The organism is Enterococcus sp. S22(2020) (genome assembly GCF_020295385.1).
In the GTDB taxonomy this organism is placed as follows: domain Bacteria; phylum Bacillota; class Bacilli; order Lactobacillales; family Enterococcaceae; genus Enterococcus_L; species Enterococcus_L dunnyi.
Genome location: NZ_JACFUD010000002.1, coordinates 165822 through 181020, shown reverse-complemented (window position 1 = coordinate 181020; position 15199 = coordinate 165822). Strand labels below are relative to the sequence as shown.

The 15199-nt window shown below is 39.5% G+C and carries 9 protein-coding genes; 3 read left to right on the top strand and 6 right to left on the bottom strand.

Annotated elements, in window-relative coordinates:
* Nucleotides 1-2: 2 nt before the first annotated feature.
* From H3T55_RS03825 to fdrA, 3 genes are read right to left on the bottom strand one after another with little or no spacing between them, the layout of a single operon-like run.
* Nucleotides 3-1340, bottom strand: coding sequence for a citrate transporter (locus H3T55_RS03825; protein ID WP_412523560.1), 1338 nt, complete (start codon nucleotides 1338-1340; stop codon nucleotides 3-5).
* 48 nt (nucleotides 1341-1388) lie between these two features.
* On the bottom strand, nucleotides 1389-2321 hold the full coding sequence (gene arcC / locus H3T55_RS03820; RefSeq protein WP_225533411.1) for a carbamate kinase: 933 nt from the start codon (nucleotides 2319-2321) through the stop codon (nucleotides 1389-1391).
* 16 nt (nucleotides 2322-2337) lie between these two features.
* On the bottom strand, nucleotides 2338-5346 hold the full coding sequence (fdrA, locus tag H3T55_RS03815) for a DUF1116 domain-containing protein (RefSeq protein WP_225533410.1): 3009 nt from the start codon (nucleotides 5344-5346) through the stop codon (nucleotides 2338-2340).
* Nucleotides 5347-5468: 122 nt separating this feature from the next.
* Here fdrA and H3T55_RS03810 point away from each other — a divergent pair, with 122 nt between their 5' ends.
* The 3 genes from H3T55_RS03810 (at nucleotide 5469) to H3T55_RS03800 (ending at nucleotide 9361) form a co-directional block, all read left to right on the top strand.
* Nucleotides 5469-7061 (top strand): PucR family transcriptional regulator, encoded by a 1593-nt coding sequence (locus H3T55_RS03810; RefSeq protein WP_225533409.1) that lies wholly within the window; start codon nucleotides 5469-5471, stop codon nucleotides 7059-7061.
* Nucleotides 7036-7845 carry an alpha/beta hydrolase gene (locus H3T55_RS03805; protein ID WP_225533408.1) on the top strand — a complete coding sequence of 270 codons (810 nt, stop codon included), beginning with the start codon at nucleotides 7036-7038 and terminating at the stop codon, nucleotides 7843-7845. Before H3T55_RS03810 ends, H3T55_RS03805 begins: the two co-directional genes overlap by 26 nt.
* Nucleotides 7846-7921: 76 nt before the next feature.
* Nucleotides 7922-9361 (top strand): helix-turn-helix domain-containing protein, encoded by a 1440-nt coding sequence (locus tag H3T55_RS03800; RefSeq protein ID WP_225533708.1) that lies wholly within the window; start codon nucleotides 7922-7924, stop codon nucleotides 9359-9361.
* Between the two features lie 8 nt (nucleotides 9362-9369).
* Here H3T55_RS03800 and H3T55_RS03795 read toward each other — a convergent pair whose 3' ends face one another.
* From H3T55_RS03795 to H3T55_RS03785, 3 genes are all read right to left on the bottom strand, one after another.
* Complete coding sequence (locus H3T55_RS03795) at nucleotides 9370-11922, bottom strand: HAD-IC family P-type ATPase (protein ID WP_225533407.1); 2553 nt, start codon at nucleotides 11920-11922, stop codon at nucleotides 9370-9372.
* A gap of 287 nt (nucleotides 11923-12209) precedes the next feature.
* Nucleotides 12210-12947, bottom strand: a complete 738-nt coding sequence (truA, locus tag H3T55_RS03790) for a tRNA pseudouridine(38-40) synthase TruA (protein WP_225533707.1) — start codon at nucleotides 12945-12947, stop codon at nucleotides 12210-12212.
* A 260-nt stretch (nucleotides 12948-13207) separates the two neighbouring features.
* A complete protein-coding gene (locus H3T55_RS03785; protein ID WP_225533406.1) occupies nucleotides 13208-15145 on the bottom strand; it encodes a bifunctional metallophosphatase/5'-nucleotidase in 1938 nt (645 codons plus the stop codon).
* Nucleotides 15146-15199: the final 54 nt, after the last annotated feature.

The window sequence follows — 15199 nt, the reverse complement described above, 5'->3', positions numbered from 1 at the left end:
GTTTATCCAAAAATAAAACCAATAACTAATAGAATAACTGATGCAAGACTCAACCATTTCACATTTCCTTTTACCACATCTAAAATCGGGATTTGGAAACCAGAAGACAATGCCTGCATCGTAATGTTTACGAAACTCATTTGACTGCCTAAACCGACACCTACCGTCACAAAACCTAGCGCCAATGGCGGGAAGCCTAATGACACAGCAACAGGTAAAACTAATGTCAATACCGAACCAACATAAGCTCCTGCCGGAATTCCGATCAAGATACCTGTCAAGATCGCTACCGGCACTACGATAAACTCAGGTGCATTTTGAGCAACTCCTGCAATGACAGCAAAAGTTCCTGTTTGAGCGATCACATTGATGAAGGCTAAGAAAATCCCAACTTGGAATAAACGAGTCAAAATATACGTTGAACCATCGACCATGGCTTCGACAGATTGATTCATCGTAAAGTTTGTACATAAGTAAACCAAGGCCAATGTCAACACCATATAGACAAGCGGTGTAAAGAAAGCAAAGCCGATCAAGTCATTCACAACAGGGCCAAAAATTACAGCGAATAGTAAGAAAATAGCCGGTAAGGTGATTTTGAACAACTCACCATTACTTTTTTGTTCATACTCATCATCTTCTGACTCTTTAAAGCCGATATTACGATGTTTCGTACCCCAAAAGGCTAAAATGATCGCTAAAACAACAAATAATAACCAGAATGGACGCATTTGTGACACATAAGAAGCCACGCTGACATCCCCTAATTTTGACACAATACTTGATTCTAGAGAAGCTGGCGAAGTTGTAAACGATACTGCCGCAGCTAATGACATCGCTGCAATCAGCTCAGGTACAACACCCACTGCTGCAAAGGCTAATGGCGCAATGACCATTGCACTTCCGCCGCCGATCCCTGACATATAGGTTGCTGCTGCTAATAGAATAACGATAAACGCTGAAACATATTCTACTTTTCCTTTTGTTCCGCGTTTTGCTAAGGTCAAGGCCGCTGAATAACTGCCGGCTTTAAATACAGCCATCGCAACAGCTGAGTTGATGATCGGTACAGTGATACTCAACATAGATGGAATCGTCTCCAGCAATTGAGTATTGGCGTCTGCCAGACTGATCCCGCCAATGATCATGGCTAAAATCCCAGCAACTAAACCGGCAATGATCATATCCACTTTTTTGAACAATAATACTAGCACTAAAATCAATGGTATCAATACTAAAATAGCTTTAAATCCAGTTGGTGCTACGACTTTATCCATTTCTGCCGCGTACGCACTGATTCCCGATAATCCCCCAATAAAAATCGAGAATAAAAGAAACATCATTTTCTTTCGTATATTCATCGTTCTACTCCTTCTTGTTCTTTCTAGTTAACAAACGATTTTTGTTCCGTAGCCTTTTGGAATGTTTCCAAGGTTTTCGATAGAGGTGATGACGACTTCTCTGTCTTTTCGATCTTTGACAAAGCCAATCGCTGACTCTACTTTCGGCAACATACTTCCAGCTGGAAACTGGCCTTCTGAAATGTACTGCTGTGCTTCTGAAACCGTCAGTGTTTCCAATTTCTTTTGATCTGGTTGATTGAAGTTCACATAGATGTTATCAACACCTGTCAAAACAATCAAACGCTCTGCTCCAATTTCCTCAGCTAATTTTTGAGCAGACAAATCTTTGTCGATCACGGCCTCTGCTCCAGCCAACATTCCTTTTTCATCAGAAACAACGGGAACACCGCCGCCGCCGACACAAACGGTAATAACATCTGCTGCGATCAATGACTGGATCGCTTCTTTTTCGATGATTCGTTTTGGTTCTGGAGACGCGATTACCTTACGGTAGCCGCGCCCAGAATCTTCTGCGTAAATGCCTTCTCCTTTCTTCACTTTTTCATCTGCTTCTTCTTTTGTATAAAAAGGCCCGATCGGTTTTGTTGGTGTCGTAAATGACGGGTCGTTTTTATCCACTTCTACTTGCGTCACAACACTGACAACACTTTTTTCTACCCCTTGTTTCTTTAATTCATTTTGAAGCTCTTGTTGGATCCAATAGCCAATACTGCCTTCGGTCATCGCAACATTTGTATCTAGTTTCATCATCGGTGTTTTTTCAGAATCACCCATTTTTTGCTGGATCAGCAAGTTCCCCACTTGCGGTCCATTTCCGTGACACAAGACAACTTTTTCTCCTTGTTTGATGAATGAAGCGATCTCAGCCGCTACGTTTCTAACAACCTCACGTTGTCCTTCATCTGTCGGAATTTTATCTAAAATGGCGTTTCCGCCTAATGCAATCACGTTCAGCACGTTTTCTTCCTCCTTATCAGTCGACTGTGATACCTAACTCTTTTGCATACGCTTCTAATGCTTTTTCAAAACAAGCGAGAGGTGCGCGAACAGTTCCTGCACCGATTTGGCCAACACCGGCATCTTTATGTGCGATCCCTGTATTGATCACTGGTGTGATCCCTGTTTCAACGACTTTACGAATATCGATCCCTAAGCAAGTTCCTTGGAAATCCCAGGTTGGAATCGTCCAGGTTGGATTGTGTGTATCGCTGATTTTTGCCATTTCATTTGATGTCTCAAGCGCATCTTGGAAACCTCCTGCACCAACGAAACGAGTAACACCAGGCGCTGCAACCATTGCCATACCACCAACTCCGACTGTTTCTGTGATCGCACTGTCACCCATATCAGGGTTGCCATCTTCTTCTGTAAATCCAGTGAAATATAAACCTTTTGGTAAATTCACCGGTGCAGTAAACCATTCATCATTTGTTTCAGCAATACGAACTCCAAAATCCACACCATTTCTAGCAAGTGTCGTTACGATCGTACCTTTAGCTTCTTTTCTTGCTGTATCAACGATCGTTTTACCTGCTGCCATCATGATATTCAAGAAGAATTGATCTGTATCTGCCAAGAATTTCATGACATCAAAGCGATCTTGAACATCCATATCGACCAAAATGATATAAGGAGCGATTTCACGTAAGAAATTCAATGATGCTGCAAAGTTCCGTTGATGGAATTCATCTCCCATCGTGATCGAACGAGCGATCAACACGCTTAGGTTGATGCCATCTTCACTTTTATTCAACGCTTTTGAAAGTGTTGGTCCTAAAACATCACGCAGCCAGTTCAAACGTGTGATCACTTCTTCTGAGAAGGCGCCAAAACGCAAGACTTTTCCGATACCTTCATTCATTGTACAGTAGCCGCGTGTGCCATCTAAGCGGTTTTCCACGACAAAGACCGGCATATTTGCTGATGTGATCCCGCCCATTGGTCCTACGGCATTCACATGATGACAAGGGATAAAGCGGATCTCATTGTTTTTGATCATTTGACTAACTTCGGCTTCATTCGCTGCCCAGCCTTCAAAAATCGCTGCACCGACCACAGCACCTTTCATAGGCCCCGTCATTGCTTGCCACTTGATCGGCGGTCCAGCATGTAAGATCGTTTTTTGTGATTCATTCAGTTCTGGAATCACTGTTTTCGCTAAAACAACATCTGTCAGGAATGGTTGAGCATTTTTGATTTTTTCGATCACTTTTTGGTTTTCACGATCGATTTCTTCTGCATGATCTTCTAAAGCATTTAAAATTTTGATCATTTTCTTATTGCCGTTAGCTCTTGGTTTCCAGTTGAATTGCTCAGATTTACCGTCGAATTTTTGAATCGATTCATTGAAACTTTGTAAGCCAACGTTGATGATCCTTGGTTTTGTATTCAATAGTTCCATGACTTTTTCACTTACAGCTGGAACAGTGATCGTTTCACCTTGATAAGAAACAACTGCTTTGTCTGCTTCTGACAATGAGATGCCTTTTAAGCCTAAAGCAAGACGAACAGCTTTAGCGTTACTTGGTGCAACTAAGACATTGTTTTCTTTTAGTTGATTCACTGCTTGTGCATAGTTTTGAGGATCATTGTTTGTGCCTACAACAGTCGCAACAAAGTACAGTTCACGTCCATTTGCAACAGCTTTTGCTTGTTCTTCTTTGATGACAGGAAGTAAAGCGCCGACCATATCTTCGTGAGCGCCATAGCCAAGAACGAAATCAAGTAAGATCACGCCAGTTTTTTGGTCTTCTGCATACTCACGGATTTTTTTGATGCGGACTTCCGGGTCGATCATTGGATGTGGTTTGCCTTGTGTATAAATATCATCGCCTAGATCGATCACATCGTACCCATGTGATTTTAAGACATAGCCTTCTTTTTTCACTAAGCCGTCTAAACCTAATGCTTCTGAGATCAACATACCAGCTTCAGTCGCTAAGGTACCGCCAGAATATAAACCAGTGATGACTTTCTCTTCACTTAATGCACGAACTTTCGGCATTTCGATTTCTTCAAAGTAATTGGCTTTGATCGCTGTATCATTAGCTAGATCAACAGCGATTTGGGCTGTTTCTTCTAATGTATGAGCTAAATAAACTTTGCCTTCATGGGCTGTTGGTTTTTCACCTAAGAAGATCGCTACAACTGGTTTTGATATGCTTTGTAATAGTTGAACAACTTCGTCACGTACTTCTTTTGCAGGTGGTTTAGAGATAACACAGATCACATCTGTTGGTTCGTGATTTTCTAATGCAACAATGGCGTCTTTCATTGTCACTGCCCCGACTTTATCGCTCAGATCACGTCCGCCAGTACCGATAGCATGTACAACACCGCCGCCTAAACGATCGATGATCGTTGTTACTTCTTGGATCCCTGTTCCGGAAGCGCCAACTACACCAATATTTCCTGGCGTGATAACATTTGTGAACGCGATCGGAATACTTGAAATGATTCCAGTGCCACAATCTGGTCCCATCATCAACAGGCCTTTTTCATGTGCTAATTTTTTTAATTTCACTTCATCTTCAACTGGGATGTTGTCCGTAAATGAAAAGACATGCAGTCCGTTTTTTAAAGCGGTTTCCATCTCAGCTGCACCATATTCTCCTGGAATACTGAATAATGCCATATTAGCATCCGGTAATTCTTCCAGTGCTTCTTTCCATGAGGTTGATGCATGGTCTTTTTCATCTGCCCCCTTTGAGGATAGATCACTTAAAAATTTATCGACCTCAGGCAATACTTGATCCATGATCGTCGGTTCATCACTATCGACAACGATCATCAGATCATTTGGTGAAGCAGCCTTTGCTTCATCTGTCAGAAGTGCTGTGTTTAGTAAAATGTCTTTATTGGCATCTGTCCCCATCATCAGTTGACTCATTTTGACAGCAGAAAGCGCATTAATTTGGTTGGTCAACAACATCAAGTTAATGGAATCTTGGTAATTATTTTTTAAAATTACTGTGTTTAACATATGTATCCTCCTATCTCCTTAATACATTTTTATTGTAATCCAAAAATGAATGTGTTTTCATCGGACAATATTCTAAAAAAATGATATAATTTTTATCCATATAGGGGAAAAAGGTGATTTTAATGAAATTGAAGGAACTTTTGTCGATCGGAGACTTAAAAACGAGTAAAATTTTAACGAAAGAGATCGGTTTGGAAAATGAAGTGGAGTCAGCGATGGTTCTTGAAGCTATCGATATCGAGCAGTGGAGTAAGAAAAATCAGCTGATCCTAACTTCTTTTTACGCATTCAACGGACAATCAAATGAATTATTAGAAGAATTTTTTTCAAAGATGCAAGTCATAGGTGTGAGTGGTTTAGTCGTCAAAATGGATCGTTTCATTACAATGATCCCTGTTTGGTTTATTGATTTATGTTTCAAATATCAAATCCCATTGATCAAGATCTCTCAGGAAGTTAGTTATGAAAAAATCTTATTGACCATTTATGAACCTTTACTTAATCATCAGACGCATATTTTGCGCACGTATTACGAAGTACGGCAGCGGTTCACGAAGCTGGAAAAAAGCTTTCCCTCACTTGAAGCGATCATGCAGGAATTTTATCAGATCATCGGTAGTCCCTGCAGCTTGAAATTGATCGATAAGCATATCGAAATCAATTTCGGGGAACAAGCAAAAGACGGGATCGTCTTATCGCGTGAAGCTGTCACAAATGGTGAGTTCACTAAAAATGATTACTCTCTTTTACAGCTTTATTCGCAATCAAGTGTCAAAACACAGCAAGCACTTGAAGTCAGTATTTTTAACAGCTATTCATCCAATTGTTTATTATTGGTTTATTTAAATGAACCTGAGATCAAAGAAACTGACCTTGTAATTATCGAAAATACGATCGATGTGCTGCAGGAAAAATTCAATACAGAACGTTTATTGAAAAAAGAACGGTATACTCGTTTAAATAATTTAGCGGATGCGATTCTACAAAATACACCTGCTAACCCAGATGAATTGGAAAGCTTACTGTTGGAAGCCAATATGAGTTTATTTCCCTCCTATCAGGCTGTTGCTTTTTCAACTCGCTCAACAACGATCCAGCTGATCAAAGAAAAAGTCCTTTCCTTATTACGCTCGCTGAAAGTCCGCTCTATTTTTTTCGATCAGCATAGTTATTCCGTCGTCCTTTTTAATTTTGATGGAGCAAACGGCAGCATCACTAAGGAACAAGTCGAACATCTTTTAGCGAAAACACTAGAGTCAAATCCTGATCTTTCTTTGGCAATCAGTAATGTAAAACCCAAACATGAAATCAAAGAAATTTTGATGGAATGCTTAGATATTTTACGGTTCAACGAAGAATTTTACAGCGATGCGATCGTTAGTTTAGCGGATATCGGCATTTTCCGTTACTTTATCCAAAATGAACAGCTAAATGAAATAGATACGTTTGTTCCTGAATCCTTGCAGCAGCTAGCGAATAGCAATTACGATCTTTTTGAGACCTTTTACCAATTTCTAAGAAATGAACGTAACTACAAACAAACAGCCGAAGCGATGTTTTTACATTCGAAAACGATCCGTTACCGGTTAAATAAAGCCGAGCAACTGCTGGCGATCGATTTTTCTAATCCCTTGCAGCTATTGAATTATGAGATCGGCACATATATTATCAAAATGAGGAGAAAAGCCCATGAAAAAAACACGCCCATTAGCTAATGGCGCAGCTGTAGACATTTATCTGCCAGAAAGCATCGAACCAAAAAAAGCGATCATTTACTTTCACGGCGGTGGCCTCATCTACGGTACGAAAGCTGATCTAACAGAAGAGTTAAAACAAGTCTTTTTAAAAAACGGCTTTCAAGTGATCGCCGTTGATTATTTACTTGCACCAAATACAAGCTTGCCAAATATCTTGACTGCACTTGAAGAAACCATTGGACTATTGAAAGACGAAGTGATCCAGTCTCGTCCCTTTGGTTTTTGCGGATGTTCGGCAGGCAGTTTTTTAATGTTGCAATTAGTTAAGCGGGGACTATTACCTAGACCTGATTTTTTGATCAATTTTTACGGATATACAGACCTATCATTTATTGATACACCACGTCATTTAATCGAGCAAACCATTTCTGAAAAAGAAATCCAACAAGTGGAGCAAAAGGAGAATGTCTGGGATGATCCTTTTTTGAATAGATACCTTCTTTATCACTATGCTGTTCAACAACAAATGATCAGTAAATTTTATGGCATAAATGAGGAAACTATCCATGCGTTCGCCATCACAAAAGAAATGCTGCAGACATTTCCTCCTTGTTTCAGCAGCGCCAGTAGTTCTGATGAAGAAATCCCGTTTCGCTACAGCAAGCTACTTGGAAAAACGATTCCTAATAGCAGATTTGAACCTGTTTACTATCTGGAGCATGATTTTCTTAAGCTTTCACAGGACAGTCAGGTACAAAAGGTACTTAAACATTTAGACAACTGGTTAACTTCCGTATTATAATAACGTATTGGTCGTTGATTTGATGTCACCTCGGATCAAAGATACTTGAATTCTGGAGGGTCTCACTATGTATTCAATGCTAAAAAAAATCATTACAGAAAAAGATATTCAACGGCAGATCCTATTATTGGAGCAGTTGTTGAATCAGCAAACCATTACCGCAAAAAATCTGTCAGCTACTATAGGCACAACAGAACGAACGATTTTTTCAGATTTACAATTGATCCGTGAGCAGCTTCCATTGGGTTGGTCGATCGAAACGGACAGCTCTGGTATTCGTTTGGTGAACGCCAGCAATGCACTGACGAATGATATATGGGAACTATTTTTAGACCAGTCTGTCAGTGTCCAACTAGTCAAAGAACTATTTTTCACCAAAGAATTAGTAACTCCTGTGTTTCTGCAAAATAGTGGTGTTTCGTTGGAAACCTTGAAACGCCATACAAAAAAAATCAACAAGCAGCTAAAATCCTATCATATCGAAATCAAATTGACTGCTTCCAGCGCCCAGCTATTGGGTGAAGAAAGTGCCATACGGATTTTTTATCATCGGCTGCTCGTTCCTTTTACCCACAATAATTATTTTTTCACAGATTATGCGATTCATGAAGAGCATTATTTCCAGTTTCTAAAAAAAATCAACCGCTCGTCGGTTTCTGTCGATACTGAACAAATTTTTGGTGCCTGCTGGTTTTTTATCAATACGATTCGTATCAAAGCGAATTGCCGTATCGAAACATTTCCATTTGAGCAATCAGATGCACTGTTCGCTTTGTATGCTCCCCACTTAGAGGATTTGTATGCTAAAGAAGGGATTTATTTACAAGGAGAAGAAATATTTTTTGCCTTTTTCTGCTTTTTAGAAAGCTGGAACTATGATAATCACTACGGTACGCAATTAAAGAATGTTTTTAATCAACAGTATGGTTCACTCGAAACAGCTGTACAATCATTTGTTGCCCATTTAGCTGAAGAAATCGAGCTGCCAAGATTAACTGCCACACCATTAGCATCTAATTTAGTTTTGTTACTGATCAAATATATTGAATCTCCTGTTTTATCTGAAATGTTTCAACTGGAATATCAAGAATTGATTATGAGCAGACAGAATCAATGGCTGGATTTTAATACGAGAAATCAACAATTGTTAGCTATTCTAGGTTCAGAAGCGGCGATCCATTACCCAGATTATTTTTTCAATTTAGCAAGTTTACTGGAGCAGCAAGCGATTTTTTCTTTGCAGCCTCATATGCTGACTATTTATTTTATTTACCAAGGCGAGCCAGCCTGGAAAGCTTTTTTGAAGCAGGAATTGGCCGATTATCTTGGTAACCGCGTAATATTAAAGGCAATTGAATGGACTGAGTTGGCGCAAATCCAATTAAATGAGACGGATCTTCTTGTTTCTAATTTCCCGTTGGAACAGGTCGCTCATCCTATTTTCTATATCTCTTCGATCCCAACAAAAAATGAGCTCCATCAATTGAAGGAGCTCACTTTAGATCCGTATCTTTAAAGTAGTGACTAGCGGCAAATGTCGCTAGTTGCTTTTTCTTTTTTACTTCTTAAATGTCTAGTGATTCTTTTTTCAACCTCTACTGCTAAGAACAACAAGAACACATTTCCTAAAATAACGATTTGTTGCGCCATACTAAGTCCAACTGTTCCGATCAATTGTTGTGCGACAGGTAAAAAGACGACTGCTGTTTGTAGCAAAAGTAAAATCCCTAATGATACAAATAATGCTCTATTTTGCAGTAATCCTTTGTTTAACGATGGATTTACCAACTCTCTACAATTGATCATATATGCTGCTTGCGCTAAGACAATGTTTTGTAAAAGCATTGTTTGCTGTAACGCTTGTCCATCAAAGCTCATTGCTAACAAGTACGCAGGGATCATGATGAGCAATGAAACATAGACGATCCTAAACATACTATAGCCGGATAAAATCCCCTCATTCGTCTCTCTTGGCGGTCTTTTCATTGTATCTGCACTTGCTTTTTCAAAGCCTAGAGCATAAGACAAAGTGATCGTCGTTACCATGTTGACCCATAAAATTTGAACAGGAGTCAATGGCAATGGCTGATTCGCCATAAGTGCCCATACAACGATCAAGCCTTGCGCCAACGCTGTAGGTAAAAAGAAATTGATCGTTTTCTTTAGATTATCAAAAATCCGTCTACCTTCTTTTACCGCCTTAGCGATCGTATGGAAATTATCATCTGCTAAAACCATATCTGCCGCTTGCTTACTCACTTCACTGCCTTTGATTCCCATGGCAATACCGATATCCGCTTTTTTCAATGCAGGAGCATCGTTGACACCATCTCCTGTCATCCCGACAATTTCTCCATTATTTTGTAAAGCTGTTACGATTCTTAATTTGTGCTCTGGTGTTGTTCTGGCAAAGACATCGACTTGTTGTACTTGAACTGCTAGCTCTTCCTCTGTCAACTGGTCGATATCGACACCTTCTAATACCTTTGCAGTGTGCTTCAAGCCAATTTGCTCGCCGATCGCTTTAGCTGTTTCTTTATGATCTCCTGTGATCATTTTTACCGCGATCCCTGCTTCTTGTGATTCTTTGACTGCTTGAATCGCGCTCTTTTTCGGTGGATCGATGATGCCGGCTAAGCCTGCAAACGTCAACTCTGACAGCATCTCATGTGTCAGTTCCTGTTGTGACGCTACTTGCTTATAAGCAAACCCAAGCACTCTTTGACCTTTTTTGGCCAGTGCGGAAGCTTGTCTTTGCCAACTGATTTGCTGTGTTTCAGATAAATTTGATTTTGCCATCAGAACTTCCGGAGCTCCCTTTACAAAGATAACTGCTCCTTGTGCTTCCGGATGTAAAGTTGCCATATATTTATAGCTGGAACTAAATGGAATTTTCCCAATAACTGGTTTTAGTTTTAAATCAGCATCTTCCACGTAATGAAGCAGCGCTAATTCAGTTGGATTCCCCTGCAGCTCGCTTGCGGACTGATGATCTTTTAATTTTAATTCCTGACAGTTGTTCATGATTTCTTCGATCATTTGCGGCTCATCTGTTGCTAAGTCTACAACGGTCATTTTATTTTCTGTCAACGTTCCTGTTTTATCAGAACAGATGACAGTCATCGCACCTAGTGTTTCAACAGAGGGCATATTTTTGATAATAGCATTTTCATCAGCCAGTTCTTTTACGCCCATTGATAAGATCATTGTCAAAACTGCTGGCAATCCTTCTGGAATCATCGCAACGATCAAAGCGATCATTGCTGAAAATATCAGATTCCACTCCATTCCATGACGGAAGGTCGTGAAGAATAGAAGGAAAACGATCAGGAGCATGATTCCTTTAAAAATCTGCTTGTTTAGCTGGTGCATTTTTTTCACTAAGGGTGTTGTTTGCTGCTTGACTGATTGCAGCGCATGGTTGATTTTACCAATTTCAGTTGCATCGCCAGTTGCGACAACGATTCCTAAGGCTGAACCGGATTGAACCAACGTTCCGGAAAAAGCCATATTTTTTTGATCTCCTGCTGGTGCTTCTTTTGCTAAAACTTCTGTATTCTTCTCTGCTGCTTCTGATTCACCTGTCAAAATCGATTCTTCGATCAAAAGATCATGCACTTCAAATAGTCTTATATCTGCCGGTACGACATCTCCTGCTTTTAAAGCAACAATATCTCCTTGGACTAGTTCTTCTGCTGAAATCTGAGTTTTTGTTCCTTCTGAAAGGATGACGGCGTCTTGTCCCATCATTTGCTTCAGTCCATCCAGTGATTCTTCTGCTTTACGCTCTTGCCAGTAGCTAACAAAGCCATTGATCAATACGACGAGGAAAATGATCGTTCCTTCAACAAAATCACCCGTCATAAATTTCAAGATAGCGGCTGCTGTCAACACAAGCATCAATAGATCTGTATAATGTTTTAAAAATTTTTGCCATGGTTTTACTGTTTGTGTTTCTTCTATTTTATTATAACCATCCGTTGACAGACGTCTCTTTCTTTCTAGTTGTGAAAGGCCGTTGCGAGTCGTTTCTGTTTGTGTCATTATCTGCTGTGTTGTTTGTTTGTACCAGTTCATCAATTACTCCTCCTGCTTTTCTTGATACTTTTATTATACGTAGAGGAGTTACTTATAACGGTCGATAATTTCAGGGCTTCCTGAAAAAAATGTGTAGACAGCTGAAATAGATTTGTATTTGTCTTTTCCTTTTCACACTCCACAGTTCAATCTAGCAACTCATAAAAAAGAGTCAGGATTCAAATGGATCCCAACTCTATTTAAATACACTATATCTCTTTGTTGAGTAATATAATACATCGATTGTTACATCCATATCGACGCCTGATATTAACATTGAAATTTTCTTAATAATACACCTCATCAAGAAAAAGTCCTTGCGCCGGCACCGTTTCGCCTGCTTCGCTTCGAACTTTTTGCTCAAATATGTCGTCGATCGTTGTGATAGACCTCTTTCCATTGCCGATCTCCAAAAGTGTTCCCATGATGATCCGAACCATCTTATACAGAAATCCATCGCCGACAAATGTAAAATGAAGCAGCTGTCCTTCACGTTCGATCGATAGCTCATCGATTGTTCGAACAGTAGATTTTTTTGTTTTCTTTAGAGCTGAAAAACCGATAAAATCATGTTTTCCAATCAATTTTTGGCAAGCTTCATTCATTAAATCAATGTCTAGTTGTTGTGGAAATTGAAAACTATAGTTCCGTTCAAATGCTGTTGGAATAGAATCATTCCATACATAATAGCTGTATTTTTTCCCAACCGCATTATATCGAGCATGAAATCGCTCAGGCACATCCTCTACCATTTTCACAACGATATCTCTAGGAAGATAACGATTTACGAACTCTATGATCTCCTTTGGATCCATTGCAGTGTTTGATTTAAAATTGGCTACCTGTCCATGTGCATGCGTTCCTGCATCGGTTCGACCCGAGCCGATGATCTCTATTTCTTCTCCTGTCATCTGTTTTAATACGTGTTCGATCTTGCCTTGAATCGTTTTATCAGAATTCCCGAGACGTTGCCAGCCAAGATACCTAGCACCATCATATTCGATCGTTAATTTTATATTTCTCATCATTGTATTTCGCTCTCCTTACTCAATCTGCTCTTCATCAGAAGTATCAACTTATACTATCACAGAACAAATACTGAAACAATTTGAACTAAGAGACAAAAAAGTATCCGAAACAAAACGAAAAAAAGCTTTGTCTCGGACACTAATTTTTACTAAAAAACGATAACCAGATAGACACTTCGGAAATTTCGCAAGTACCGAGTAATATAAAAAACTTCCAGCTCGAACCTAAACGATGTTCGTCTCATCTTTTTAGCTACCTATTTTTTTCGTAGTTCATTGATTTTTTGATAAAGCTCCCCTGTTGTTTTGATCCCTTCAGTATCTTTGGTATCCAGACCAGTTTTTTTCGTCAGCTCTTGGATCTCTTTATCCGTCACCGGTTCAGATATATTGATCGACGCAATATTCGTCACACCCTCTTCGCTAGGCAATTCTACTATTTCAGCATTGATCAACTCTACGACTGCTTTTCTTTCAGGCGCTTCTGTATCCACACCAACAATGCGCCAATTATTTAAAAGTTTACCTTCATACACGCCATTTTTTTCTTCTTTGATATAACGAGCAGCCAGTTCACGAATTCGTCCTTCTTTTTCACCAAATGCCTCTTGCGAAAATGTGGAGTAGCCTTCTTTGAATTTACGTCCAGCCAAAGGTCCATCCTCTGAAACTAAAAAGTTCATTCGGTATTGATTCATGCCAATTTTTAAGTTTTCTCCATCTGTGATCGGCGTTTCATCGAGTCTTCGCAAATTAGTAATACGTTCGCCCGCTTTTTTGGATAGATCGATATCGTATTTTACATTGTAGAAACGATCATTTGTATTATATTTGCTGGAACGGCGTTCAATATTATAGCTGACCGTTACATCTCCTGGTTTTGTTTGATTGTAATAATCTGCCCCCCACTCCATATAATCCTTTAAATCTTTCCCTGTAATATCGTAGACAGTCACTTCACCATCTGTAAATTGATAATTTCTGGCAATATCTTTTTTCTTGATCTCCCCCATATCTAGAGAAGGCGTATCTGTATCGATCTGAAATGCAACAACATCCGCATTTTGACTATAATGAAGCATGACTTCGCCAAAGAAATTGACCAATGGCGTTTCTTGAATTTGTGCAGAAGAAATACCTTTGATCTCATCTTTTGGCACTAAATCCATTCCAGTTAGTTCACCCAGCACTGTATTAGCATCTTTTCTGGCTTTTTCATGAGAAGCTTGTAAAAGATCATTGATCTCCTGATCTTCTTCATAGCTGGCTACTTCGATCGCTGAACCAGCTTTTTTCTTCACTTCATAGCTGTCACCTTTTTTTACTAAGTCGATATCCACCCGAGAAACATAGCGTCCGTATTTATCCGGTTCAACGATCAAAACATCATTGATAAACTCTTCTTCAACCAACGTGTGCATATGTCCTGCAAAAACAACATCCAATTCTGGTACCGCTTCTGCCATATCAGCAACTCCTGTATTGTGCACATCATTTTCATTATCGATACCCATATGAACAACACCGACAAGAACATCGACCTTCTTTTTCAGATCTTTTACAGCTTTTTTCGTTTCTTCTACTGGATCTGTCAATTTTTTCCCGTCAAAAATATCCGTATCTTTTTTAAATTCTGCGACCATCGGAGTTGTCATACCGATAAATCCGATCTTGACACCGTCTTGTTCCACGATTTTATATGCGTCATAATAGGGCGTTCCATCCTCTAATGCGACATTCCCAGCTAAGACACCACCTTCGAATTGATCAGTGATTTTATCCAATACACCAAACCCGTAGTCAAACTCATGATTGCCCATTGTCCAAACATCATAATCTAATGCCTTCAAGACCTCTGTTGCTGGATGCGGCTCATCGTCTTTATATAGCTCTGCTGAATTATCCTGAATCAAGTCACCAGCATCAACTAATAATACATTGTCGTTTTTCGCTCTGATTTCCTTTACGATCGTTCCAATTTGGGCAAAACTTCCGATTTTATTTTCAACGTCTGTCGCATAATCCCAAGCCATATAGCGCCCATGGATATCAGACGTTCCTAAAATCGTTACTGTTTTTTCATTGGTCTCTTGTTTTTCTCCACTACTTGCAGTATCCTTATTTTCTGAAGAACAGCCAGCTAAAAATCCCATCCCAAGTAAAACAGTTATCCCCATGCTTAAATACTTTTTCATTTTTTATGCGTTCAGTACTGTACCAAACGACTCCCCCTTTTTCTTTATTAGAGT

What these genes read in the sequence shown, in the direction of transcription:
- H3T55_RS03805 (WP_225533408.1), top strand. Translation starts at nt 7,036, where the DNA reads ATGAAAAAAACACGCCCATTAGCTAATGGCGCAGCTGTAGACATTTAT.
- H3T55_RS03785 (WP_225533406.1), bottom strand. Translation starts at nt 15,145, where the DNA reads ATGAAAAAGTATTTAAGCATGGGGATAACTGTTTTACTTGGGATGGGA.
- H3T55_RS03800 (WP_225533708.1), top strand. Translation starts at nt 7,922, where the DNA reads ATGCTAAAAAAAATCATTACAGAAAAAGATATTCAACGGCAGATCCTA.
- H3T55_RS03795 (WP_225533407.1), bottom strand. Translation starts at nt 11,922, where the DNA reads ATGAACTGGTACAAACAAACAACACAGCAGATAATGACACAAACAGAA.
- truA (WP_225533707.1), bottom strand. Translation starts at nt 12,947, where the DNA reads ATGAGAAATATAAAATTAACGATCGAATATGATGGTGCTAGGTATCTT.
- H3T55_RS03810 (WP_225533409.1), top strand. Translation starts at nt 5,469, where the DNA reads ATGAAATTGAAGGAACTTTTGTCGATCGGAGACTTAAAAACGAGTAAA.
- H3T55_RS03825 (WP_412523560.1), bottom strand. Translation starts at nt 1,340, where the DNA reads ATGTTTCTTTTATTCTCGATTTTTATTGGGGGATTATCGGGAATCAGT.
- fdrA (WP_225533410.1), bottom strand. Translation starts at nt 5,346, where the DNA reads ATGTTAAACACAGTAATTTTAAAAAATAATTACCAAGATTCCATTAAC.